The organism is Pseudomonas sp. Pseusp88 (assembly GCF_047303955.1).
Taxonomy (GTDB): domain Bacteria; phylum Pseudomonadota; class Gammaproteobacteria; order Pseudomonadales; family Pseudomonadaceae; genus Aquipseudomonas.
In genome coordinates this window covers 110952-136765 of the sequence record NZ_JBGLYM010000004.1, presented here as the reverse complement: position 1 = coordinate 136765, position 25814 = coordinate 110952, and the positions used below count along the sequence as shown (strand labels likewise).

The window sequence follows — 25814 nt, the reverse complement described above, 5'->3', positions numbered from 1 at the left end:
TCTTCGCGAATGAATTCGCTCCCACAAATTGACGCAGAAATTAGCGATACACCCCCGGTTTCAGGCGGGGGGTTTGGGGGGGCTTTGGCCCTTGACTGATGGACAAACGGAGAAAATCAGGATGGTGTTCTCATCCAATGTGTTCCTGTTCCTGTTCCTGCCGATATTCCTCGGCTTGTATTACTTGAGCGGAACACGCTATCGCAACCTGCTGTTGCTGATCGCCAGTTACGTGTTCTATGCCTGGTGGCGCGTGGACTTCCTCGCGCTGTTCGCCGCCGTGACGTTGTGGAACTACTGGATCGGCCTGCGCGTCGGTGCTGCCGGCGTGCGGACCAAACCGGCCCAGCGCTGGCTGCTGCTGGGCGTTGCCGTGGACCTGTGCATCCTCGGCTACTTCAAGTACGCCAACTTCGGCGTCGACAGCCTCAATGCGATCATGACGTCGATGGGGCTTTCGCCTTTCATCCTGACTCATGTACTGCTGCCCATCGGTATCTCGTTCTACATCTTCGAGTCCATCAGCTACATCATCGATGTGTATCGCGGCGACACCCCGGCCACCCGCAACCTGATCGACTTCGCGGCGTTCGTGGCGATTTTCCCGCACCTGATCGCCGGCCCCGTGCTGCGTTTCCGCGACCTGGCCGACCAGTTCAACAACCGCACCCACACCCTGGACAAGTTCTCCGAGGGCGCCACGCGCTTCATGCAGGGCTTCATCAAGAAGGTGTTCATCGCCGACACCCTGGCCGTGGTCGCCGACCATTGCTTTGCCCTGCAGCACCCCACCACCGGTGATGCCTGGCTCGGCGCGCTGGCCTACACCGCGCAGCTGTATTTCGACTTCTCCGGTTACAGCGACATGGCCATCGGCCTGGGTCTGATGATGGGTTTCCGCTTCATGGAAAACTTCAAACAGCCCTACATCAGCCAGTCGATCACCGAGTTCTGGCGGCGCTGGCACATCAGCCTGTCGACCTGGCTGCGTGACTACCTGTACATCACCCTGGGTGGCAACCGTGGCGGCAAGATCGCCACCTACCGCAACCTGTTCCTGACCATGCTGTTGGGCGGCCTGTGGCACGGCGCCAATATCACCTACATCGTCTGGGGTGCCTGGCACGGGATCTGGCTGGCCATTGAGAAAGCCCTTGGGATCAACACCACGCCACGCAGCTTCAATCCGGTGCGCTGGGCCTTGACCTTCCTGCTGGTAATCATGGGCTGGGTCATCTTCCGTGCCGAGAACCTGCACGTCGCCGCCCGCATGTACGGCGCGATGTTCAGCTTCGAGCAATGGCAGCTGTCGGACCTCAACCGCGCCAGCCTCACCGGCCTGCAAATCGCGACCCTGATCGTGGCCTACATCACCCTGGCCTTCTTCGGCCTGCGCGACTTCTACAAGAACCGCGCCCCACTGAAGACAGATCGTGACAAGCCCGTGCAAGCCGATGGCCCTGCCACTGCCCAGCCAGGCCTGATCAAAGCCGTACCGGGCGACGCGCCGGGCAGCATTCATCAGCCGGGCTACATCGTCGGCACCGAAGCCCAGGTGCAACCGGCCTACTGGACCGCCGATTGGTCGCGCTACGTGATGCGCGGCCTGATCCTGCTGATGTTCGTTGCCTCGATCCTGAAACTTTCGGCGGCCAGCTTCTCGCCGTTCCTTTACTTCCAGTTCTGAGGAGCCAGCCATGACCCGCTCATTCCGCATCCTCTACATCGCGCTGTTCCTGGCCATCCTGCTGGCGCTGGGGCTGTGGTCGCTGCGCAGCTTCAGCGGCTTCTCGACGTCAAAGGAAACCACCGTGCTCAATGGTCACTGGACCAAGGCCGTGGAAACCCACTACGACGACCAGTTCCCGCTCAAGCGCCTGGGCACCAACCTTTGGGCTGCCTTGGACTACAAGGTATTCAAGGAAGGCCGCCCCGGCGTCGTGCTCGGCAAGGACCAATGGCTCTACACCGACGAAGAGTTCGACGCCGTAGCCAACAGCGAGCAGAACGAAGCCGACAACCTGGCGCTCATCCAGGGCGTGCGTGACACCCTCAAGGCCCACGGCACGCAACTGGTGATGGCGGTGGTTCCGGCCAAGGCCCGTCTGTATCCGGAACATATCGGCAGCGTCACGCCGACCGCCGTGCATGCCGACCTGTACAACCAGTTCCATGCCCAGCTCAACAGCATCGGCATCTTCGCCCCTGACCTGCTGCAACCGTTGGAACAGGCCAAGAACAATGGCCAGGTGTTCCTGCGCACCGACACCCACTGGACCCCCATGGGTGCCGAAGTGGTCGCGCAGCAACTCGGCGCCGCCATTGCCAGCCACGCGCCGCTCAATGGCGACCCGCAGACCTTCGTTACCGAGGCCAAGGACAGCGCGCCGTACAAAGGCGACCTGACCAACTACCTGCCCCTGGACCCGTTGTTCAGCAACATGCTGCCCAAGCCTGACCTGTTGCAGAAGCGCGACACCCAACCGGCCCAGGCCGAAGCTGCTGGCGACGACGCCTTGTTCGCTGATAGCGAGATTGCGGTCGGTCTGGTCGGTACCAGTTACAGCGCCAATCCCAACTGGAATTTCCTTGGCGCCCTGAAACAGGCACTGCGCAGCGACGTGGTGAATTACGCCGAAGACGGCCACGGGCCGATTCTGCCGATGCTCAAGTACCTGCAAACCGACGCGTTCAAAAACAGCGCGCCACAAGTGCTGATCTGGGAATTCCCGGAACGCTATCTGCCCGCCCACAACGACCTTGGCGAGTTCGATCCGCAGTGGATCGCTGACCTGAAAAAGGCTCGCGCTCCCCAAGAACAGCCTCAACAAAACCTGGCCGCTAACGCCAAACAATCCGAGTCGCCCGATCGGGCGCAAAACTGAGAGGACTCATCCCATGACCCTACAGACCATGCCTACCCGTAAAAACCGCCTGTTCGCCGCCTGCACCCTGGCCGTAGGCCTCACCTTGGGCGCCACATCCGCCTGGGCCGCCGGCGATGCCGCGCTGTACGGCCCGACCGCGCCAAAAGGCTCGACCTTCATCCGCGTGTACAACGCCAGTGGCAGCGAGATCAACGCCAGCGTCGGCAATACCCCGCTCAATGAAATCGCCCCTCAGGCCAGCACTGCGTTCAGCTTCATGCCCCAGGGTGACTACAGCGCCAAGGTCGGCAGCCAGACCCTGCCGGTGAAACTGGCCAGTGACCACTATTACACCCTGGTCAACAACGCCAGCGGCGCACCGCAACTGGTGGAAGAACCGCCGTTCAAGAACAAGCAGAAATCCCTGGTGCGCGTGCAGAACCTCAGCGACAAGGCCCTGACCCTGAAGACCGCCGATGGCAAGACCAACGTGGTCGAGGCAGTGAAGGCCAAAGGCACCGGCGAGCGTGAGATCAACCCGGTCAAGGTCACCCTGGCCCTGTATGACGGCGACAAGAAAATCAGCGACGTGAAACCCGTGGCCCTGGAGCGCGGTGAAGCCGCCGTGCTCTACGTCACCGGCAGCGGCAGCAGCCTGTCGCCAGTGTGGGTCAAGCCACCTGTCGCCACCCGCTAAGTAATTGCGTCGCCCGGCCTGCAAACAGGCGAGCCGGGCGACCCGGAACAAGAACAAGACAGAAACGACAGAAACCGACATACAGCCCTAACCGAATATTCTTGGAGAAACAAAATGATTCCAGTGATCTTGTCAGGTGGTAGCGGTTCCCGACTCTGGCCGCTTTCGCGCAAGCAATTCCCCAAACAGTTTCTCGCCCTGACCGGCGACCAGACCCTGTTCCAACAAACGCTGAGCCGTCTGGTCTTCGATGGCATGCAGGACCCGGTAGTGGTGTGCAACAAGGACCATCGCTTTATCGTCAACGAACAACTGGCAGCGCTGAATCTGGACACCCACGCCGTCATCATGGAGCCGTTCGGTCGCAACACCGCCCCGGCCGTGGCCCTGACCGCGATGATGCTGGTCGCCGAAGGCACCGACGAACTGATGCTGGTGCTGCCCGCCGACCACGTGATCGAGGACCAAAAGGCCCTGCAACGCGCCCTGGCCCTGGCCACCGTGGCCGCCGAGCGTGGTGAAATGGTGCTGTTCGGCGTGCCGGCGAAAAAACCGGAAACCGGCTATGGCTACATCAAGTCCACCGCCGACGCGCTGCTGCCCGAAGGCGTCAGCCGGGTCTCGCATTTCGTCGAAAAACCCGATGAAAAACGCGCCGCCGAATTCGTCGCCGATGGCGGCTATTTCTGGAACAGCGGCATGTTCCTGTTCCGCGCCAGCCGCTTCCTCGAAGAGCTGAAAAAGCACGATCCGGATATCTACGACACCTGCGTCCTGACCCTGGAGCGCAGCAAGCACGACGGCCAGACCATCGATATCGATGAAGCCACCTTCGCCTGCTGCCCGGACAACTCCATCGACTACGCGGTCATGGAAAAAACCCAGCGCGCCTGCGTCGTGCCACTCGATGCCGGCTGGAACGACGTCGGCTGCTGGGCGTCGCTGTGGGCCGTCCACGAGAAGGACAGCAACGGCAACGTCAGCAAGGGCGACGTGGTGATCCAGGACAGCCGCAACTGCATGATCCATGGCAACGGCAAACTGGTCTCGGTGATCGGCCTCGATAACATCGTCGTCGTCGAAACCAAGGATGCCATGATGATTGCCCACAAGGACAAGGTGCAGGGCGTCAAGCAGATGGTCAGCACCCTCAATGACCAGGGCCGCAGCGAAACCCAGAACCACCTCGAGGTCTATCGTCCGTGGGGTTCCTACGACTCGGTGGACATGGGCGGCCGCTTCCAGGTCAAGCGCATCTCGGTCAAGCCCGGTGCCAGCCTGTCGCTGCAAATGCACCACCACCGCGCCGAACACTGGATCGTCGTCTCCGGCACCGCTCAGGTGACCTGCGACGAAAACGTCTTCCTGCTCACGGAAAACCAGTCCACCTACATCCCGATCGCCTCGGTCCATCGCCTGAAAAACCCGGGCAAGATCCCGTTGGAAATCATCGAAGTGCAGTCGGGTAGCTACCTGGGCGAGGACGATATCGAGCGCTTTGAAGATATCTACGGCCGCTCCAATAATCTGGAGGCGGGCGTCAAGACTCAAACGATTGCGCGTTAACACTGCTTAAAAACTCTCCAGGTTTCACAGGCAGTCACCCTCGGCAACTTTCTGCGTATCCCCATCCGCAGAGGGTTGGCGAGGGTTTTTTAATGGCGCCAGATACGCGAGGCTCTGTTGCGCAGTCGAGACAGAGGCCTATAGCCCCTTGCTGGTAACAGCAATTTCCCCGACTTTATTTCTTTGACTGACCTGCCGGTCATATCATTTACCGGACGCAGGGCAACCACAGTCAGAGGCGCCTCGGACACAGGTGTCAGAACCCTGTGAATACTTTTTACTTTCATTAGTTCGTTAGGCAACACCAATACATGGTCCTTGACCACACTGGTCGCTGCGACTTTTTTGGGGATATCTTTATCGATCACCAACAGCAGGTTATTTCTGCGCAATGGTGCTTTTCTGGCCCCGACCCATGTTTCCATCCACTGGATGACGTTATGCGGCATGACGCTCGCAGACAGATAACCACTGTCGCTGACAATGTCGCCCTTCTTGATGGTTGCGCCGTACAGATCAAGAGTGGTCGTCATGGCCCGATAGGCGACACCCCCATAATCGCTTAATTTCTTTACTTCCTCTGCAAAGCCAGTGGCAAGTGCAGAGGCCTTGGTGTCGGACGGGCCGATATTGCGCAAAAAATTATTGATTTGCACGTCTACGCCACTGCCGCCTTCGGAATATAAATTCAGTATGGGTTGATCGTTTTCCAGGGACGCAAGCACCTCGAGCATTTGCCCCATTTCCTCTCGCTCCCCCTGTCTAAAAGTACGCAACTGCCCTTCGCTCGGGCGCTTATAGATTTCAATCAGCTTATCAACGGCTGTCGACAACTCCGTTGGCCGGTTAAAAGGCCAGCCCATCAGACCATTGCCATCCGACGCTGATATGGGGTTATTGCCAATAAAGGTATAAGCATTCAACCCATCCACCGCCCCCGCAGGATCCGGATTGATCCACCGCAGCAACCACGGCGCGTAGTACCTCAAACCGTAGTAATACAGCCCCGTTGCATCGCGCTCCTTGCCGGAATAACGCACGGTTTTATAACTGGCCTCGACGGCATTTCTGGTCGCCCACCATGCCGTGCCGCCAAACGGGTAATAGCCTTCCTGGCTGATGATCTGTGCATCGTTATCCAGTTCCAACAGGCTGGAACCCAGATGATCATTCAGCGAATAACGCACCTGATCATTGCCGATACCGCCGGGCGGCGGGCTTTGCCAGTGCAGCACTCGTACATTGCTGCAGCCGGCCTGGGCGGTCACGACATGCAGAACTTCACCAGTGGCCGTATCGGTGCGAATTTCCAGCCCCGGCAAGTAACGCACTTCGGCGCTATGGGTCACGACCTTCGCCAGGGTGGTTTGGATCTTGCGCGTGCGTTGACCGCTGGCGTTGTAGATATAGCGTTCGCTGTCATCGATTCCGGATTCGCGTATTACCGGGCGGACCTGCTGCAGCTGATTGCGTCGATCCCAGGTCAGTGCCTGCCCGGCTTGCAGCTCCCGCAGGTTGCCATTGGCGTCGAAGGCCGCGGCAATTTCTTCTTCATCAGGGACATGGTCGTTGACGACGGGCAAGGTGCGATTGCTGGTGCGGGATGTTGCAAAGTTCTGTGAATGATCCTGCCCGCCAACGTGGGTCAGCCGGCGCATATTGCCGCCTGAGTCGTAGCGATAGGTCTGCGTGAAATTGACCAGCTCCGGCCCTTGATTCACCGCCTCCCGGCCTGTGGCTTCGATCAGCTGGTAGAGCGTGTCGTAGTGATAGGTCGAGACCGGATCGATACGCTGATTGGCAAAGTGTCGGGTGGGTTGGGCATGGTCTTCAATGCGAGTGACATTACCTGCCGGGTCGTAGTCGTAAATCAGGTGTTGCAGTAATTCCCCGTTATTGCGCGAGGCTTTCAGTTCGCGCAGACGGCCATCTTCCGGACGATATAAGGCAGTGCTGATCACGCCGTTGCCCGCTGTTTCAAACTCGACCCGGCCTTGAGCATCGTAGCGAATATCACCGACCAATTGCTGTTCCGGCCGATTCTTGAGTTGCACATAAGTGCCTTTCAGTTGCCCGGCAACCGTATGGGCAAAACGCTGAATATTGCCCAGCGCATCGGTTTGTTCGAGGGCCTCGCCCAGTGCATTGAAGCGCCAGCGCGTAGTATCCAGATCATCGGCAAATTCTTGCGTCTGTTCGATCACTTCCCCAGTCAGCGCGAAGCGGTTATTAAGACGCGTACCCGCCGGGTCATCATGCTGAATCAGCTGGCCGACTTGATTGAACTCCGTCAAATCTGCACCGCCATACAGCAACCGTTCAACCTGCTCGCCATCCTCAAAAACCGCCGTGGGCCGCAGTAATTCGTCGTACTCAACCTGCTTGATCGTGCCCCGGCCATCCCAAGCATCTACTACCTGCCCGCCTTCGCCGGACAAGGACAAACGCCACCCCGCATCTACGCTGTCGCTCGATAACGCCTGACCACCAAGCGAGTAAATGGTCGTGAGATTGGCAGGCGCGTTATCGCCCCACAACCTGGGGTCCCAACAGGCAATCAGGCGCCCGGCGGCGTCGAACTCTGAGCGATTGACCCGTTCCTCAGGTTCGTCCGAGGCATGTTCACGGTAGAAGGCTAATGAATTGATTGGCAGACCGCGCGGGTCGACAGCCAGCAAGACTGGAGTGTGTCGATGCAACGCAGCGGACGTTGTGTTCATGATCAGGCCATCCTTATGTAACGCTTTAGAGTCCAGGAGTAGCAAAGAGTCACGCAAAATCCCGATCAACCCAACGGATTGCCGCCCGATAGATGCCAATGACGAGCTATGAAAAACCAAGGACGATCCAGATCTATCGCCCCAAAAACAGTCTTAAAGCGATAGAGGCAAGCGAATCTGCGTTTTGCAAACCTATTTTCGTTCTAAGCTCTGGGCTATCCCGAAATATCCTGTTAGATACCAGCGATAAAAATCCCTCATCCACGTCAGTAGCAGATATTTCTACGACCTGCTTGAGATAATAACTCTCGGTTACATCTGACATCCGTGTAGTATCTGGACCCGACTGGACAATACGTATTGCTTCGCGAGTGATACCACTCACAAACTCATCAAATTTATGCCCCCCGACGCCAGCTGTTAACTGATTTTCAGTCAGGTACCAAAAATCTCGAGAATCAATCTGCCCGGCCAAATGAGTAGCCTCATGAATCAAAACAAATGAGTTGTACAAAGTGTCATTTTCCATAAGTCCTTTTCGCCCAAAAACTATTGACGACAAAAAATTATCCGAACCTTTTAAGCTATTCATTACTGAATGAAAAACATTTTTGGGAGGCTCTATGGTTTTTAGCCCAAACGCCAATACGCCTTCATGAACTCCCGGCTGAAAATCCACGATATGCAGTCTTAAATCTGAGTCAGAGTGTAGCAACCCCTCCATGAATTTTGTAGTTACTGAAAAACGCTTACTCAGCTCTGCAACTATCTCGGAGATCTGACGAGGACTGGAAAATGCATCATGGCCAAAAGTATCCACCAGAGTTTGAATGGTCTCAGGACTAGTGTCGCCGGCCAAGGCAGCTGATGCGCTCGCCATGATAGTTAATCCGGTATTGATTACTGCTTTTGTCATCTCACGCTCGTCAGGAGAAAAGCTTGACAACCCATGCACCAATTTACTCGTCTTATATCGTTGCCCAATCTGCTCCTTTATTCTATCAAGCACCTTATCTCCAGCAGCCCCGCCTCTATCGACACTGGCGACAGGTGCATTCCCAACAAAACAAAACATATTCAACCCATCCACCGCCCCCGCCGGATCCGGATTGATCCACCGCAGCAACCACGGCGCGTAGTACCTCAAACCGTAGTAATACAGCCCCGTTGCATCGCGCTCCTTGCCGGAATAACGCACGGTTTTATAACTGGCCTCGACGGCATTTCTGGTCGCCCACCATGCCGTGCCGCCAAACGGGTAGTAGCCTTCCTGGCTGATGATCTGTGCATCGTTATCCAGTTCCAACAGGCTGGAACCCAGATGATCATTCAGCGAATAACGCACCTGATCATTGCCGATACCGCCGGGCGGCGGGCTTTGCCAGTGCAGCACTCGTACATTGCTGCGGCCGGCCTGGGCGGTCACGACATGCAGAACTTCACCAGTGGCCGTATCGGTGCGAATTTCCAGCCCCGGCAAGTAACGCACTTCGGCGCTATGGGTCACGACCTTCGCCAGGGTGGTTTGGATCTTGCGCGTGCGTTGACCGCTGGCGTTGTAGATATAGCGTTCGCTGTCATCGATTCCGGATTCGCGTATTACCGGGCGGACCTGCTGCAGCTGATTACGTCGATCCCAGGTCAGTGCTTGCCCGGCTTGCAGCTCCCGCAGGTTGCCATTGGCGTCGAAGGCCGCGGCAATTTCTTCTTCATCAGGGACATGGTCGTTGACGACGGGCAAGGTGCGATTGCTGGTGCGGGATGTTGCAAAGGTCTGTGAATGATCCTGCCCGCCAACGTGGGTCAGCCGCTGCATATTGCCGCCTGAGTCGTAGCGATAGGTCTGCGTGTAATTGACCAGCTCCAGCCCTTGATTCACCGCCTCCCGGCCTGTGGCTTCGATCAGCTGGTAGAGCGTGTCGTACTGATAGGTCGAGACCGGATCGATACGCTGATTGGCAAAGTGTCGGGTGGGTTGGGCGTGATCTTCAATGCGAGTGACATTACCTGCCGGGTCGTAGTCGTAAATCAGGTGTTGCAGTAATTCCACGTTATTGCGCGAGGCTTTCAGTTCGCGCAGACGGCCATCTTCCGGACGATATAAGGCAGTGCTGATCACGCCGTTGCCCGCTGTTTCAAACTCGACCCGGCCTTGAGCATCGTAGCGAATATCACCGACCAATTGCTGTTCCGGCCGATTCTTGAGTTGCACATAAGTGCCTTTCAGTTGCCCGGCAACCGTATGGGCAAAACGCTGAATATTGCCCAGCGCATCGGTTTGTTCGAGGGCCTCGCCCAGTGCATTGAAGCGCCAGCGCGTAGTATCCAGATCATCGGCAAACTCTTGCGTCTGTTCGATCACTTCTCCCGTCAGCGCGAAGCGGTTATTAAGACGCGTACCCGCCAAGTCATCATGCTGAATCAACTGGCCGACTTGATTGAACTCCGTCAAATCTGCACCGCCATACATCAACCGCTCAATCTGCTCGCCATCCTCAAAAACCGCCGTGGGCCGCAGTAATTCGTCGTACTCAACCTGCTTGATCGTGCCCCGGCCATCCCAAGCATCTACTACCTGCCCGCCTTCGCCGGACAAGGACAAACGCCACCCCGCATCTACGCTGTCGCTCGATAACGCCTGACCACCAAGCGAGTAAATGGTCGTGAGATTGGCAGGCGCGTTATCGCCCCACAACCTGGGGTCCCAACGGGCAATCAGGCGCCCGGCGGCGTCGAACTCTGAGCGATTGACCCGTTCCTCAGGTTCGTCCGAGGCATGTTCACGGCAAAAGGCTATAGAATTGATTGGCAGACCGCGCGGGTCGACAGCCAGCAAGACTGGAGTGTGTCGATGCAACGCAGCGGACGTTGTGTTCATGATCAGGCCGTTTCCAGGTCACTGTTTAAAGCCTAGGAGCAGCAGCCACTCACGCAAATGCGGAACAGCCCAATGGACACCCATCGGATGAATGGCCGGAAAGGATCGTCTGGCCCAGGGTGAATAGCGGTCGAAGTTGTCTGGGCTTATATAAACGGACCCACCACCGTACGTTATCGGCACTCAAAAAGTTATTTATCATCGCCATTCATTCTAAAAAACTGACAAGAATGCCAGTAGGTCGACTGAATATGAGGGCCTAATCTTTAGAAGGTCAGCCACTCAGGCTCTTTTCCACACTTCGTTGAGGACGACATAATGCCCGCGCTTCAGTTAAACCAAACAGGCAACGACGCTCTAACCCTGAGTCTCCCCTTCTCCGGGAAAAAACTGGAATATGATCCTCCGCTTGTCGTGACGACCACGGAATCGGCAGGGTCATCCGAGAATAACGGTACGGCGCTGAAAAAAACCTTTGTACTGGAGCTTTCAAGCGTCCCCGAAAGCAAATATACCCAGGCGCTGCTCGTGCTAAGTGAAGTAGGCAATGGCGCTGCCAGCATGGCTATCCTCCAACCGGTAGAGGCTGCCACTCCCACCCGATTCGAATTTGACAGACATGAAGTCGGTTCTGCCTTTTCTTCTGGTCGGACCGTATATGCCCGTGCCTACGTTTATGACTCATGGGAATATAAATGGGCAGAGGGCCCCCGCTCTGTCGATTATATTCTGCCGCAATAACGACGCTCGCTGAGCGAACTTTAGCGACAACAGAGCATGTATGGATAAACCCGGATTTTGCTTAACCTTTTCCTCAACTCAGGACAACTGGTGTTCGGCAGGTGTCCGGGCTCGCGACAACCCATTGGCAAACCCTACCCCGCGTTCTGTAGGATGCTCTCATTCTATGTTTTGATGAGGCATTCCCATGCTGATCGGTGTGGTGCTTATCCTGACCTGGCTGGTCCTGTTGCTGCGCTACCCGGCCAAGGCCTTGCCGGTATCCATGGCCGCTGCGGCGGGCTTGGGGATCGTGGCCTTGTGTGTGATCTGGCAGGACAGCCGAGAGGCTCGACAACTCGACCGGCTGCAACTGCGCCTGGACTACGCCCCGCAGCAATGCCCGGCAGGCAAGCCGCTGCTGGTGCTGATCGACAACGGCAATGACATTCCGCTGGTCGCGCTGCGCTGGCAGATCGCGGCCTATGCGCCGGGCGACCGGGTGAATCTGGCGGAAAACAGCTACGAAACCCCGCGCTACAGCGGTCCCGGCGAGCTACAAGCCCATGCCCAGTGGCAAGACTGTCTGCCGTTGCCGACCCTGCGCCCCGGTTATCGCCCGCAGACCCTGGAATTCCGTGCCGAACGCCTGCAAGGCAGTTTCTCGGACTGACAAACAAAAGGACCTGACATGCCCATCGCTTTTATCACCGGTTGCTCCAGCGGCATCGGCCGCGCCCTGGCCGACACCTTCAAGACAGCGGGATATGACGTCTGGGCCACGGCGCGCAAACCCGAGGATGTGAAAGCACTGAACCTCGCCGGGTTTACTGCCATGCAACTGGACGTCAACGACGCCGAAGCGCTGCAACGACTGGCGGACGATCCGGGCCTGCAAGCGGGCATCGACGTGCTGATCAATAACGCCGGTTACGGCGCCATGGGGCCATTGCTCGATGGCGGCGTCGAAGCCATGCAGCGGCAGTTCGAAACCAATGTGTTTTCCATCATCGGCGTGACCAAGGCGTTCTTCCCCCTGTTGCGCCGCAGCAAAGGCCTGGTAGTGAATATCGGCAGCGTGTCCGGCGTATTGGTAACACCGTTCGCGGGCGCCTACTGCGCCTCGAAAGCCGCCGTCCATGCGCTGAGTGATGCCCTGCGCCTGGAGCTGGCGCCGTTCTCCATTGGCGTCATGGAAGTCCAGCCCGGTGCCATCGCCACCCGTTTTGCCAACAATGCCAGCCACGAAGCCGAACGCCTGATCGAAGAGAGCTCGCCCTGGTGGCCACTGCGCGAAGGCATCCGCGCCAGGGCCAGGGCCTCACAGAACAACCCCACCCCCGCCACCGACGTCGCCCGGGATCTGCTCAAGGCCGTGCAACAACCCAATCCGCCACGGCTGCTGCGCCTGGGCAATGGCTGCCGCGTGTTGCCATTGATGTCGTGGCTGCTGCCCAAGGGGTTGCTGGAGAAGCAGTTGAGCAAGCGGTTTGGATTGCAGCAGCGCCTCTAACCAATGCAATCTGAATTGGAAAATGGATTTATGGGAGCGAATTCATTCGCGAAGAGGCCAGGACATCGATAGGTATTTCTTGCCTGGAATACCGCTTTCGCGAATAAATTCGCGCCCACAAATTGCGCCTTCATATTTAACCGATATCTGTTCAATGGACCTCAGGATTCACCACCACCGTACAGGTCATCCCCGCCGATAACACCAATCCGTCCGGCACCTGGTCCAGGTGAATCCGTACCGGTACGCGCTGGGCCAGGCGTACCCAGTTGAAGGTCGGGTTGACGTCGGCGACCAGTTCGCGGCTTTCCGGGTTGTCGCGGTCGTAGATACCGCGGGCGATGCTTTCGACGTGGCCCTTGACCAGTTCGCCGCTCATCATCTGCATGTCGGCGGGGTCGCCGACACGCACATGGGGCAGTTTGGTTTCTTCGAAGAAGCCGTAGACCCAGAACGAGTTCATATCGACCACGGCCATCTTCGCCTCGCCAATACGGGCGTAGTCGCCCTTGTGCACGTTCAGATTGGTGACGTAGCCGTCCACCGCCGACAGCACTTTAGTGCGTTTGAGGTCGAGTTGGGCCGCTTCCAGTTCAGCCTGGGCCAGTTGGTAATCAGCCTGGGCCGAGGTGGCCATATTGCTGGCGTCGTCACGGTTTTCCGTGGAGATCACCATGTTGTCCATGTTGGCGCGGCGGCTGGCATTGAGTTTGCGCATCTCCCAGGTCGCCTTGCGCGAAGCCACCTGGGCCTCGGCTTTCTTCACCGCCAACTGATAGTGCTCCGGGTCGATCTGCATCAGCAGGTCGCCCTTGTGCACTTGCTGGTTGTCGCGCACCGGCACATCGACCACGGTGCCGGTGACGTCGGCGGCGACATTGATGATATCGGCGCGCACCCGGCCATCGCGGGTCCAGGGTGTTTCCATGTACTGGATCCAGAGCAGGCGGCCGATCCAGATGGCCAGGGCCAGGACCAGCAAGGTGGCGATCAGACTGAAGAGCTTTTTCATGCCGGTGTTCTCAAGTGCCTCAACGGTAAACAGTGAGCGCCAGGGCGCCGAAAATGCAGCTGAACAGGCTCAGACGCAGCAACGCCGGGTGCCAGAAGAAACGGTACAGATCCAGCCAGGACAGCACCCGGTCCAACATCCAGGCCAGCACGGCGGCGAGCATGAACATCAGGGTAACGGTGGGCATGTACAGGCCGTGGAAAGCGATTTCACGAGGCATGGGCGAGTCCTTGCGACGAGTATTCCGAGGCGTAGGCAGCCAGGGGCGACTGCGGGTCCAGCAATGACGTGCGAATGAAGTGCAGGTAGCTCTGCACCCGGCGCAGGGCCGAGGTGTCGAAGTGCGGGGCGAACGGCTCGTCGGTGCCGCGCACCAGGGTGATGGCGTGATCGACCGCGTACAGGCTGCGCGCCAGGTTGTTGCGATCCGGCTGAATGAACAAGCGAATCAGCGAGCGGCCCATGACCCGGATCGCCTGGCGCCACGGCTGCGACTCGGCGTAGCTGGGATGAATCGGCAGCACCGCCTGTTCGCGACGCAGCTCAATGATCGCGTGACCGATTTCCAGCACCGAGAACATCCAGCGCAGCAGGTGGCGCTGCACCAGAGGTTTACCGGCGGCCAGGCCATAGGCCTGGTGCAACAGATCCCGGGTGCGACTCTCGAAACGCGAACCAAGGCCACGCAATGGTGCGCTGATGGCGAACACCACTTGCCGGCGCAGGTCGTCTTCCAGACGACGCCACATCCAGCCGCTATTGGGCGGCAGAATAATCGCCCCGGCTGCGGCGCAGAGCAGCATGCCGATGACCATGGCGATGTAGTCGTTGACGAAGGTGTAGGGGTTGTAGACCGTCAGGTTATCCGGCACCGAACCGATGCAGAAGAAAATCAGCAGGCCGATCCCGTAACCGACCCATTGCGGCCTGGATGCCAGAAACGCGCCGAACATGAATACCGGCGCCAGCAGCAGGCACAGCAGCGGAAAGCCGTCGATAAACGGGAACAGAAAGAAGGTTTCAACGAAACCGCAGACCGCCCCGAGCAAGGTACCGCAGGCCATCTGGAACGACATGCGCCGAGGATTGGGGGTCATGGCCGACAAGGCCACGGTGGCCGCCGACACCAGAATCATCGTCGCGCCACTGGGCCAGGCGGTGGCGACCCAATACACGCTCATGATCGACAGAATAAAAGTACCGCGCAGCCCCGCCGCAGCCGCCGTCATCCAGTTGGTCTTGGACACGAACGGTTCGTCCCAGCCTTCGCGGACATGGTTGTGATCGGCAAGGGACGCATGGGTCTGGGCGTAGTCGTGCAAATCGTTGACGAAGCGATAGAGCAATTCGTAGGCGGTGTGAAAATCCAGCAGGTCGGCGGCGTCCGGCCCGGTTTGCAGCAAGGCGCCGCGCAGGCTGCGCACCCTGGACGGCAGGCTGGATTTGTAGGCCTCCAGGCGCGCCACCAGACGCGAGGCGTCACGATCGGTCAAAGCGTGCCCGGCAAAACCGTCGAGCAATTCGGCCAGGGTAACCAGGCCCAGATCGATGGCAGTGAACACCTGGGAATCATCGCGGCCACGCAGGCGTTCGAGCAGTTGATGCAGGGCGTTGAAGCGCGTGGTCATGGCCATGAATTCGCTGTTCAGGCGATTGAGCCGACCATTGCGCCGACGCATGTGCGGGTCTTCGAACACCGTGACGCTGCGCAGCCCTTCCAGGCCGATGGCTTCCACCGTAAAACGCACGTTGCCCGCCTCAAAGGCTGCGCGCTCGGTGTTGCCACGCAGGCCGTCGCTGACGAATCGGGCAAATACGCCGAAGCGCTGGTACAGGGCGTTGCGCATGGCTGCACTGGAACTCTGGGGCAGAATCGCCGCACTGACCGCCGTGGAGCAGACGATGCCCAGGGAGATTTCCAGCACCCGCCAGACCGCCGCCATGAACGAACCTTCCGGATGCGCCAGGGCAGGCAGGCCGACCATCGCTGCCGTGTACCCGGCCAGCACGAAGCCATAAGCGCGAAAGTTGCGATACCGCGCCGCCCCGGCCGAGCAGATCCCCACCCATAGCGACAGACAGCCGAGAAACAGCTCCGAATTCTGCGCGAACAGGGCCATCAACAGCACCATCATCGACGACCCGGCCAGGGTGCCGAGGATGCGGTAGAAGCTCTTGGCGAACACATGCCCGCTCTGGGGCTGCATGACGATGAATACCGTGATCAGCGCGGTGCGCGGCTGCGGCAGCTCCAGACGCAGGGCCAGCCAATAGGTGAGGAAAGCAGCGATCAGGACCTTGAAGATATAGACCCAGGTCACCCCGTCACTGCGCGCCCAGCCGTTGAATTCGCGGCGCCATGGCAGTTGGGTGATGCGATTCATGAGCCCACACTCATATCAAACACCGGATCACAGTTTGAAATGAAGGGATTTTTTGTGGGAGCGAATTCATTCGCGAAAGCGGTACTCCAGACGATGAAAATGTATCGACCGTACCGTCCCCTTCGCGAATGAATTCGCTCCCACACTGCCCAGCGTTTTCGGCCCAGGCTCCCAAAGGTGTGAAGTTCACCAAAAATATTCACCGATCAAACACCGCCAACACCGCAGGCGTCTTCGGCGCCTGGGTCTTGTCTTCGCTCGGTGCATCGTTGCCCGCCATCAGCCCGCCGCCCAGGGCCACCACCAGTTCGGCGTGGGCACTCAGGCGCGCGGCCTGTACCTGTTGCTGAATCTGTTGCTGATGGAACAGCAGCGTCTGGGCATTGAGCACATTGAGGTAATCGGTCAGGCCGCGCTTGTAGGCGATCATGGCAATGTCGTAGGTCTTCTGCGCCGACGCCACCGACTCGGCGGCGAACACTTGTTGCTTGTCCATTGAGGCCCGGCGAATCAGCTGATCGGAGATGCTCTTGAGCGCCATGATCAGCGTCTGGTTGTAATGCGCCACGGCCATGTCGTAACCGGCCGAGGCTTCGCCCAGTTCCGAGCGCAGGCGACCGCCATCGAAGATCGGCAGGCTGATGGCCGGGCCGCCGCTGTAGTTGAATTTCTTGCCGGCAAGGAACTCCAGCATGCCGCCGCCGGTGGCCATGTAGCCGAGGCTGCCGACCAGATCGACGTTGGGATAGAAACCGGCGTGGGCCACATCGATGCCACGGGCCTGGGCCGCCACGCGCCACCTGCTGGCGACCACGTCCGGGCGCTGGCCAAGCAATTGCGCAGGCACGGTCGACGGCAACTTCAATGGGTTTTGCAGGGCCAGGGTCGGACGCTGCAATTGCGCACCGTCACCCGGCCCCTTGCCCGCCAAGGCGGCCAATTGGTTGCGACTGAGGGCGATGGCCTCTTCCAGCTCGTCGATCTGGCGATGGGTTTCCGGCAGCGGTGTTTCGGCCTGGCTGACTTCGAAATGAGTGCCGATGCCGCCCTGCAGACGGCGCTGGGCGAGGTCGAGAATCTGTTGCTGTTGAGCCAGTGTGGCTTCGACGATATCCAGTTGGGCGTAATGCAAAGACAGCTGGATATAGGCGCGGACGATATTGTCCTGCAATTCCAGTTGGGCCTGACGCTCTTCGGCGGCACTCATGTGCGCCATGTCCAGCGCCTGCTCTGTGGCATTGCTTTCCCGACCCCAGAGATCCAGGGAATAGCTCAGGCCGAGGGCGGCATTGTTGTCCCAGGTGCTGGTATTGGACAGCGCGCCCGGACCGTAAAATTGGTCGGTAGGCCAGTTGTGCCGTTTGATCGTCGCGTCACCGTTGATATGCAGGGACTCGGCGGACTCGGCAATCCCGGCCAACGCCTTGGCCTGGCGCACCCGGGCAGCGGCCATGGCCAGGCTCGGGTTGCCCTGCACGGCAAGATCGATCCAGCGATTGAGTTGGGCATCACCGTAGGCGCGCCACCACTGGGCCGCGGGCCAATGAGCGTCCTGGGCGGCGCTGGCAATCGCCTCGTCGGTAGCCAGGGTATTGGCAGCCAGCGAGTGGCTTTGTGGTGCGATTCCCCCGGTACCGATGCAGCCGCTGATGACTAATGACAAAGCCCAGATACTGAGGGGTTTGACCCCACTGATGATGCGACGCGGCACAGCTGCGAGTTCCCGACGGAGGTGAAATAGCCCAGAACGCTGATTCTAGAGAGCTGTCAATGCGCCGATAAGACGGGAGAAGTGCGATTCTTTGTTACCGAACTGGTGATAATGCTTTGGTATACCTGACATGGATCAGTAACTTCATGTCACAATTTGCCATCTCATCAGAGAACAGCTCATGGACACTCTGCAAAACATGCGCGCTTTCAGTTGCGTGGCACAAGCGGGCAGCTTCACTGCGGCCGCCGTTCAGCTCGACACCACCACGGCCAACGTGTCGCGTGCCGTTTCCAACCTTGAAGCCCATCTGCAGACCCGTCTGCTCAATCGCACCACGCGCCGCATTGCCCTGACCGAAGCGGGCAAGCGCTACCTGCTGCGCTGCGAACAGATCCTCGGTTATGTCGAAGAGGCCGAAGCCGAAGCCAGCGATGCCCACGCGCGCCCGGCCGGCCAGCTCAAGGTGCACTCCATGGCGGGTGTGGGCCAGCACTATGTGATCGATGCGATTGCCCGCTACCGGCGCAACCATCCGGATGTCTCGTTCGACCTGACCCTCGCCAACCGCGCGCCGGACCTGCTCGAAGAAGGCTATGACGTGTCCATCGTCCTGGCCAGTGAGCTGCCGGACTCGGGCTTCGTCTCTCAACGACTGGGCATCACCTACAGCATTGCCTGTGCCTCACCCGGCTACGTGAAAACCTTCGGCATGGCGCACAAGCCCAGTGATTTGCTCAATCACTCCTGCCTGCGCCTGATCAGCCCGATCTACCCTCTGGATAAGTGGGTATTCGACGGCCCCGAAGGCCAGGAAATGGTCAACATCAACAGCTCGCCGTTCCTGGTCAACTCACCGGACGCCATGAAAGCCGCGATCAGCAGCGGCATGGGCATCGCCCTGCTGCCGATCTACGCCGCCATCGACGGCCTGCGCAATGGCACGTTGGTGCGGGTACTGCCCAACTACCGCTCTCACGAGCTGAACCTGTATGCCATTTACCCTTCGCGCCAGTACCTGGATGCCAAGATCAAGACCTGGGTCGAGTACTTGCGCGGTTCCCTGCCGGAACTCATGGCCGCCCATGAAGCCGACTTGCAGACCCATACCCTGACCTCACTCAACTCCTGACACTTGCGCAAATCGGCTGCCCAAGGACGGGCATGAATGATAGGGTGCTACCCATTCCCAGTGAGCACCAGCGAGTAACTGCCCGATGAAAAAGACCGTCCTGGCCTTCAGCCGCGTCTCTCCTGAAATGGCCGAGCGCCTGTCGCAAGACTTCAACGTAATCATCCCCGATCCGAAAAAAGGCGACCTCAACGCCCAGTTCAACGAAGCCCTGCCCCATAGCCACGGCATGATCGGTGCGGGCCGCGCCCTGGGTCGCGAGCAACTGGCCAATGCCACGCAACTGGAAGTGGTCTCGAGCATTTCGGTGGGTTACGACAACTACGACGTCGGCTACTTCAACGAACGCGGGATCATGCTGACCAACACCCCTGACGTGCTGACCGAAAGCACCGCAGATCTGGGTTTCTCGCTGATCATGAGCAGTGCCCGCCGCGTCGCCGAACTGGACGCCTGGACCAAGGCCGGCCAGTGGAAGCGCAGCGTCGAAGCGCCGCATTTCGGCACTGACGTCCATGGCAAGACCCTGGGTATCGTCGGCATGGGCAATATCGGCGCGGCCATCGCCCGGCGCGGTCGCCTGGGTTTCAACATGCCGATCCTGTACAGCGGCAACAGCCGCAAGACCGCAGTCGAGGAGGAACTGGGCGCGCAGTTGCGCAGCCTCGATCAACTGCTGGCTGAAGCCGATTTCGTCTGCCTGGTCGTGCCCTTGAGCGAAAAAACCCGCCACCTGATCAGCACCCGTGAACTGGGCCTGATGAAGCGCAGCGCAATTCTGATCAATATCGCCCGTGGCCCGATCGTCGACGAACCGGCACTGATCAAGGCCCTGCAGGACGGCACCATTCGTGGCGCCGGGCTGGATGTCTACGAAAAGGAACCCCTGAGCGAATCGCCGCTGTTCCAGCTGAGCAACGCCGTGACCCTGCCCCATATCGGCTCCGCCACCTCGGAAACCCGCCAGGCCATGGCTGATCTTGCCTATGACAACCTGCGTAGCGCGCTGCTGGGTAAGAAGCCGAAGAACCTGGTAAATCCGCAGGTCTGGAAGGGCTGACTCGACACCGCTGGAGCGAGGCTTGCCCGCGAATGGGTCAACGCGATGTGCCTGATACATCGCCTCGCCTGATTCGCGGGCAAGCCTCGCTCCTACATGATTTGCTACGCCATTTTTGCGGCCACCGGTACCACGACCTGTTTGGGTTTTCTAAACACCAACACATTGCCCAGCATCACCAACGCCAACCCGGCCAGGGCCGGCAGCGTCCACTGATAGCCCTCGGCAAACGCCGAGATATTCAGCGCCACCACCGGGAACAGCACCGTGCAATACGCTGCCCGCTCCGGCCCCATGCGCCCGACCAGAGTCAGGTAGGCGGTAAAGCCGATCACCGATCCGGCCACCACCAGATACGCCAGCGAACTGATATAGCGCGTGTTCCATTCGAAGCTGAACGACGTGCCGCTGAGCAGGCAATACAACGCGAGCATCCCGGCACCGTAGAGCATGCCGTAGGCATTGGTGGTCAGGGGCCGCAGGCCGGCTTTCTGTTGCAGGCTCGACAGCATGTTCCCCGCCGAGAAACACAGCGTGCCCAGCAGGGCCAGGCCCAGGCCGATCAGTGTTTCGCGGCTGGCGCTATGGCCCGACAGCTCCGGCCAGAACAGGCAGGCCAGGCCGATCAAGCCAAGAGCACCGCCACCCAGCACATTGCGAGCGACTTTCTGCTTGAAGAAGATCCGCGCATTCAGGGCATTCCACAGGGTCGAAGTGGAAAACACCACGGCGATCAGGCCACTGGGAATCCACTGACTGGCGGTGTAGAAGCACATGAAGTTGACGCAGAACAGGCACAGGCCCTGGGCCAGGCAAATCCACTGACCGCGACGATTGACCTTCTGCAGGCGTCCGCTGAGCAGCAGGATGGCAAACAGCATCAGTGCGGCAAAACCGAAGCGATAGACGATGGAGACCGCAATGGCTACCACGCCGAGTTGCAGCTTCAGGGCAATCCAGGTGGTGCCCCAGATCAGTACGGTCAGCAGATAAAGCGAGATGTTCATGATGGGCTCCTCGATGAGCCATCAGTCTGCGTGGTCGGGCAGGCGGCCACTTGCAAAATCTTGCGCATTTGATCGTCCGCTGGCTGGCAGATGGCGAACGGCAGAGTAGGATGCAAGGCCTACAGGAACCGTACGAAATGCCATCACTCGACAACCTCCAGGTCTTCAATGCCCTGAACAGCTCGCCCAATGCCCATCTTGAGCAGAGCGCCGGGCTGGGCGACGGATTGGTTGCGGCGTTGTGGAATAACCGGCATGACGCTCAGGAGTATCACGGGCCGTCTCACCATACGCTGTCGTGTTATATCAACGGCGGCACCGGCACCTTTCGTCGCGATCAACCCGACGCCAAGGGCAGCCCCGGCAAGCTTTGCACCTTGCCTGCCGGACATGAATCGTCCTGGGTGATCAACGGTGAAATCCGCCTGGCGCACCTGTACGTCAGCCCGGAACAGTTCGCCCTGGGTTGCATCACCCTGCTCGACCGCGAGCCCCGGGAACTGCAATTGCGCGAAGACACCTTTTTCGACGACCCGCTGCAGGTCGAGCGCTTTCATCGGTTGATCCACCTCGACTGGAACGAACCCGCCGAACGTCTGCTCGGCAGCAGCCTGGCCCATGAACTGCTCAGCCATACGCTGTTGAGCCAGGTTGGCCTGCGCGATGGTCTGCGGGTCAAGGGGGGCCTGGCGCCGCACTTGCGTCGGCAACTGGTGGAGTTTATCGAACAGCATCTGGCCGATCCCCTGAGCCTCGGGCAACTGGCCGGGTTGTGTGCGCTGTCGGAATACCATTTCGCCCGCATGTTCCGCGAAAGCTTTGGCCTGCCGCCGCATCAGTATCTGCTTGCCCGACGCCTCGACCACGCCTGCCAGCTGCTGCGCAGCACCCGCCAGCCGCTTGGCCAGATCGCCCTGGCCTGTGGATTTGCCAGCGCCAGCCACTTCACCAATCGCTTCCGCCAGGTGGTAGGGGCGACGCCGGGGGAGTATCGGTTGGCGTTTGTCGGCACGCTCTGACGACAACACAGCTTATGTGGGAGCGAGGCTTGCCCGCGAAAAAGTTGGTACATCCGACAAACTTTCTGCGCCGGGTATAGCGCCTTCGCGGGCAAGCCTCGCTCCTACGTCTACCTCTTGTGTAACAAATAATGCCTCAACAAAACCCGCCAATATTCTCGATGCCTCGGGATCCCCAAGGAAAACCCCGGCATCGTCAGCGAACCTGCTGAGTGAATTTTTTTCCGTACAAAAATATTTCTGACTTATTGGGTTGAATTGTTTATCGATCGGCGCCAACACTGTGAATGAGGGCGCAGGAAACGGACCTCACCAGAGGCCCTCCGTTCTGCACTCACGAGCAAGCCTAATAAGGGAAGAACTATGCAAATCCAAGTCAATAGCGATAACCACATCGAAAGCAGCATCCGACTGGAGGAGTGGGTACGTACCACCGTTGAAAGCACGCTCGAACGCTATGAAGAAGATTTGACCCGCGTCGAAGTCCATATCCGCGATGAAAATGGCGACAAGCCCGGCCCGCATGATCTGCGCTGCCAGATGGAAGCCCGGCCAAAAGGACACCAACCGATTTCAGTCACCCACAAGGCCGATACGCTGGAGCAGGCTGTGGATGGCGCCGCCGTAAAACTTGATCACGCCCTGGAACACCTGTTCGGCAAACTGCGCCACAAACGCCCAGGTCAGAATGCCATCGTCCTTGAAGATCAGGACGCGGCCAACCCGGACGCTCTGCTGCAGGAAGAATTCCTGGAAAAAGAGCAGGAGAAGGAAGCCCAGGTCGGCTGATTCATCTTTTTATATTGACCATCGATAAGGGCGGGCCTGTGAGAACAGGTCCGCCCTTCTTGTTTGCGCAGATCTATTACAGTGATATGAAAACGCTGTATATGCCATCACACAGCGCACCACGACATGCACATGAAGCGCTGTAATGGTGCTTTGTTCGATATCTGCAACACTTCTCGAAAACAACCGCTCGACGGATCGTCCTACAATCCACGTCCATATCGCCCAATAAACGCTGAACCCCGCGTCCTGCCTCGCTCTCCATTCACAGTGATCACCTTGGATCTGGCCCGAACCATGCAAGTACACCGGTGTACCCATCCCCAACGGCCGAACATAAAATTTCACGCCGCTGATCATCCATTGAGAACTAAAGGGACTAACACCAAGTCAACTTATGCAGACCCACTGGCAGGTAGCGAATAATGGATAATCCATTTCAACAGATCACCGACGCCTTTCACCCAGACTACCGGGTGAACCTGAGTATCCAAGGCCTCGATGGCAGTATCATGCTGACCCTTTCCAATGAATCGGGCGTTGTTGCCAAACGTCTGATCAGCGCCGCCCAGCGCAACGAGCCCAAGCGCCTGCAGCGCCTGATCGAGAGCGTGCAATTCGGCATCGCCATCGAAAAAGGCCACTGCGCCATGGAAATCCTCGCGGCCATGACCGACGGCGATAACCTTCGCTCCCTGGCGGTACCGGCCCGTCGTAATGACTGGCAAAGCTTGCGTAATGTGCAGGTGGCCCGGCTTTAAGCCCTACCGATACCCGATTGACGCATTCTTTCTGTGGGACCGGTTTTGGCCGGAAGGCGTTATTCGAAGCCATGAATATGCAGTTTCCCGGCTAAAGCCGGTCCCACAGGATACGTGTTCAGGCAGTCGACAGACATGACCTGTTACAACTAACCCGATCGTCCCTCCCGGCGCTGTTTGACCCGACGCCGGGACCACCGAGGAGGTTGTATGTTCTTACGTTATGTTGCTGTGCTCGCACTGGTTGCCACCGCTTCCGGCTGCGTCTACGAGCACCCCTACCGCGAACGTCGGGTCGTGGTCGAACGCCCCGCCTACGCCGAAGTCATCGCCCCGCAACCGCCGCCCGTGCAGTACGTCGAAGTCGAACCGCGTCCGCGTCCGGGTTACATCTGGGCCCGCGGCTACTGGAACTGGGAAGGCGGCCGCTATGTGGCAGTACATGGCCATTGGGAACCGGAACGCGCCGGTTATCGCTATGTGCACCCGTACTGGGAGCAGCGCGGCAACAGCTGGCACTGGCATCAGGGCGAATGGACCCGATAACGCTCTGAAAACACGGAAAATGCCCCTTTATCGGGGCATTTTTTTGCCCGCCTGCATCTACTTGAAAGCCTTCCCACATCATCCCGCCACTACGACCAAAGACCCGCCCCTTCGCTACCTAAAGGACCATTTAGTCCCCCGCATGATGCTCCTAGGATGAATCCCACTTGATGAGTGCACCTCCGGCCGCCCTGGCCAAATAACCATAAAAAGAGGATTAATCATGAGCAGCACCTTTTTCATTCCGTCCGTGAACATGATGGGCATCGGCAGCCTTAACGAAGCCATGGACGCCATTCGCAAATACGGTTTCCGTCACGCGCTGATCGTTACCGATGCGGGCCTGGCCAAAGCAGGCGTTGCCGATAAGGTCGCGACACTGCTGCGCGAACAGGACATCAATGCCACGATCTTCGACGGCGCCAAACCCAACCCGACGGTCAGCAACGTGGAAAAAGGCCTGGAGAAACTCAAGCTCAGCGGCGCCGATTTCATCATTTCCCTGGGTGGCGGTTCGCCCCATGACTGCGCCAAGGGCATCGCCCTGGTAGCGGCGAACGGCGGGGAAATCAGCGATTACGAAGGTGTCGACCAATCAGCCAAGCCACAACTGCCGCTGATTGCCATCAACACCACGGCCGGTACGGCCAGTGAAATGACCCGCTTCTGCATCATCACCGACGAAACCCGCCACGTGAAAATGGCCATCGTCGACCGCAACGTCACCCCACTGCTGTCGGTCAACGACCCGGCGCTGATGGCCGCCATGCCCAAGGGCCTGACCGCCGCCACCGGCATGGACGCCCTGACCCACGCCATCGAAGCCTACGTTTCCACGGCCGCGACGCCGATCACCGACGCCTGTGCTCTCAAGGCCGTGGAACTGATCTCTGCCAACCTGCGCACCGCCGTCGCCAACGGCAGTGACATGCCCGCGCGGGAAAACATGGCCTATGCGCAGTTCCTCGCGGGCATGGCCTTCAACAATGCTTCGTTGGGTTATGTGCATGCCATGGCGCACCAGCTGGGCGGCTTCTACGACCTGCCCCACGGCGTCTGCAACGCGGTATTGCTGCCCCATGTGGAAAGCTTCAACGCCAGCGTCTGCCCGGCGCGCCTGAAAGATGTGGCCACGGCCATGGGCATCGACACCCAGCGCCTGGACAACACTGAAGGTGCAGCGGCGGCCATTGCGGCCATCCGTAAACTGTCTGGCGATATCGGTATTCCGGGCGGCCTGGCCGAGCTGGGGGCCAAGGCCGACGACATCCCGACCCTGGCCGCCAACGCCATGAAAGACGCCTGCGGCTTCACCAACCCGCGCCCGGCGAATCAGGGCGAGATTGAAGAGATTTTCCGTATCGCGATGTAAGCGCCAGATGCCAGGAGCCTGCCTGGGCTACTGACATCCGATGTCCCCTGGGGCAGCGAA

General features: G+C 59.0%; 21 protein-coding genes. 14 read left to right on the top strand and 7 right to left on the bottom strand.

Going from position 1 to position 25814, the window contains the following annotated elements:
• Positions 1-121: 121 nt before the first annotated feature.
• The 4 genes from ACCD02_RS07265 (at position 122) to ACCD02_RS07250 (ending at position 5130) form a co-directional block, all read left to right on the top strand.
• On the top strand, positions 122-1687 hold the full coding sequence (locus ACCD02_RS07265; RefSeq protein ID WP_413299878.1) for an MBOAT family O-acyltransferase: 1566 nt from the start codon (positions 122-124) through the stop codon (positions 1685-1687).
• Between the two features lie 10 nt (positions 1688-1697).
• The gene (locus ACCD02_RS07260) at positions 1698-2885 is read left to right on the top strand and encodes an alginate O-acetyltransferase (RefSeq protein WP_413299876.1); all 1188 of its coding nucleotides are present in this window, start codon (positions 1698-1700) and stop codon (positions 2883-2885) included.
• Between the two features lie 13 nt (positions 2886-2898).
• Positions 2899-3564, top strand: a complete 666-nt coding sequence (locus ACCD02_RS07255; protein WP_413299874.1) for an alginate O-acetyltransferase AlgF — start codon at positions 2899-2901, stop codon at positions 3562-3564.
• 114 nt (positions 3565-3678) lie between these two features.
• A complete protein-coding gene (locus ACCD02_RS07250) occupies positions 3679-5130 on the top strand; it encodes a mannose-1-phosphate guanylyltransferase/mannose-6-phosphate isomerase (protein ID WP_413299872.1) in 1452 nt (483 codons plus the stop codon).
• An 89-nt stretch (positions 5131-5219) separates the two neighbouring features.
• Here ACCD02_RS07250 and ACCD02_RS07245 read toward each other — a convergent pair whose 3' ends face one another.
• Both ACCD02_RS07245 and ACCD02_RS07240 read right to left on the bottom strand, forming a co-directional pair.
• Positions 5220-7850, bottom strand: a complete 2631-nt coding sequence (locus tag ACCD02_RS07245; RefSeq protein ID WP_413300264.1) for an RHS repeat domain-containing protein — start codon at positions 7848-7850, stop codon at positions 5220-5222.
• Between the two features lie 133 nt (positions 7851-7983).
• Positions 7984-10728 carry an RHS repeat domain-containing protein gene (locus ACCD02_RS07240; protein ID WP_413299870.1) on the bottom strand — a complete coding sequence of 915 codons (2745 nt, stop codon included), beginning with the start codon at positions 10726-10728 and terminating at the stop codon, positions 7984-7986.
• 318 nt (positions 10729-11046) lie between these two features.
• Here ACCD02_RS07240 and ACCD02_RS07235 point away from each other — a divergent pair, with 318 nt between their 5' ends.
• The 3 genes from ACCD02_RS07235 to ACCD02_RS07225 all read left to right on the top strand — a co-directional run bounded on the left by ACCD02_RS07235 (position 11047) and on the right by ACCD02_RS07225 (position 12961).
• Positions 11047-11469 (top strand): hypothetical protein, encoded by a 423-nt coding sequence (locus tag ACCD02_RS07235; RefSeq protein ID WP_413299868.1) that lies wholly within the window; start codon positions 11047-11049, stop codon positions 11467-11469.
• Positions 11470-11656: 187 nt separating this feature from the next.
• Complete coding sequence (locus ACCD02_RS07230) at positions 11657-12121, top strand: multidrug transporter (protein ID WP_413299866.1); 465 nt, start codon at positions 11657-11659, stop codon at positions 12119-12121.
• Between the two features lie 18 nt (positions 12122-12139).
• On the top strand, positions 12140-12961 hold the full coding sequence (locus tag ACCD02_RS07225) for an SDR family oxidoreductase (RefSeq protein ID WP_413299864.1): 822 nt from the start codon (positions 12140-12142) through the stop codon (positions 12959-12961).
• Positions 12962-13112: 151 nt separating this feature from the next.
• Here the strand turns inward: ACCD02_RS07225 and ACCD02_RS07220 are convergent, their stop codons facing one another.
• The 4 genes from ACCD02_RS07220 to ACCD02_RS07205 form a co-directional block, all read right to left on the bottom strand.
• Positions 13113-13973: an efflux RND transporter periplasmic adaptor subunit gene (locus ACCD02_RS07220; protein ID WP_413299861.1), complete on the bottom strand. Its 861-nt coding sequence runs from the start codon at positions 13971-13973 to the stop codon at positions 13113-13115.
• Between the two features lie 19 nt (positions 13974-13992).
• Positions 13993-14193, bottom strand: a complete 201-nt coding sequence (locus ACCD02_RS07215; RefSeq protein WP_413299859.1) for a DUF1656 domain-containing protein — start codon at positions 14191-14193, stop codon at positions 13993-13995.
• Complete coding sequence (locus ACCD02_RS07210; protein ID WP_413299857.1) at positions 14183-16357, bottom strand: FUSC family protein; 2175 nt, start codon at positions 16355-16357, stop codon at positions 14183-14185. Before ACCD02_RS07210 ends, ACCD02_RS07215 begins: the two co-directional genes overlap by 11 nt.
• A 199-nt stretch (positions 16358-16556) precedes the next feature.
• Positions 16557-18068, bottom strand: coding sequence for an efflux transporter outer membrane subunit (locus tag ACCD02_RS07205; protein ID WP_413299855.1), 1512 nt, complete (start codon positions 18066-18068; stop codon positions 16557-16559).
• A gap of 181 nt (positions 18069-18249) precedes the next feature.
• Here ACCD02_RS07205 and ACCD02_RS07200 point away from each other — a divergent pair, with 181 nt between their 5' ends.
• Together ACCD02_RS07200 and ACCD02_RS07195 are read left to right on the top strand one after the other, a co-directional pair.
• Complete coding sequence (locus tag ACCD02_RS07200; RefSeq protein WP_413299853.1) at positions 18250-19200, top strand: LysR family transcriptional regulator; 951 nt, start codon at positions 18250-18252, stop codon at positions 19198-19200.
• Positions 19201-19285: 85 nt separating this feature from the next.
• Positions 19286-20260 (top strand): 2-hydroxyacid dehydrogenase, encoded by a 975-nt coding sequence (locus ACCD02_RS07195; RefSeq protein ID WP_413299851.1) that lies wholly within the window; start codon positions 19286-19288, stop codon positions 20258-20260.
• 104 nt (positions 20261-20364) lie between these two features.
• Here ACCD02_RS07195 and ACCD02_RS07190 read toward each other — a convergent pair whose 3' ends face one another.
• The gene (locus tag ACCD02_RS07190) at positions 20365-21267 is read right to left on the bottom strand and encodes a DMT family transporter (RefSeq protein WP_413299849.1); all 903 of its coding nucleotides are present in this window, start codon (positions 21265-21267) and stop codon (positions 20365-20367) included.
• 137 nt (positions 21268-21404) lie between these two features.
• Here ACCD02_RS07190 and ACCD02_RS07185 point away from each other — a divergent pair, with 137 nt between their 5' ends.
• From ACCD02_RS07185 to yiaY, 5 genes are all read left to right on the top strand, one after another.
• Positions 21405-22286 carry a helix-turn-helix domain-containing protein gene (locus tag ACCD02_RS07185; protein WP_413299847.1) on the top strand — a complete coding sequence of 294 codons (882 nt, stop codon included), beginning with the start codon at positions 21405-21407 and terminating at the stop codon, positions 22284-22286.
• 363 nt (positions 22287-22649) lie between these two features.
• Positions 22650-23075 (top strand): HPF/RaiA family ribosome-associated protein, encoded by a 426-nt coding sequence (locus tag ACCD02_RS07180; RefSeq protein WP_413299845.1) that lies wholly within the window; start codon positions 22650-22652, stop codon positions 23073-23075.
• Between the two features lie 425 nt (positions 23076-23500).
• A complete protein-coding gene (locus tag ACCD02_RS07175; RefSeq protein ID WP_413299843.1) occupies positions 23501-23836 on the top strand; it encodes a DUF3509 domain-containing protein in 336 nt (111 codons plus the stop codon).
• Between the two features lie 210 nt (positions 23837-24046).
• The gene (locus ACCD02_RS07170; RefSeq protein WP_413299841.1) at positions 24047-24382 is read left to right on the top strand and encodes a hypothetical protein; all 336 of its coding nucleotides are present in this window, start codon (positions 24047-24049) and stop codon (positions 24380-24382) included.
• 223 nt (positions 24383-24605) lie between these two features.
• A complete protein-coding gene (gene yiaY / locus ACCD02_RS07165) occupies positions 24606-25754 on the top strand; it encodes an L-threonine dehydrogenase (RefSeq protein WP_413299839.1) in 1149 nt (382 codons plus the stop codon).
• The last annotated feature ends 60 nt before the right edge of the window (positions 25755-25814 follow it).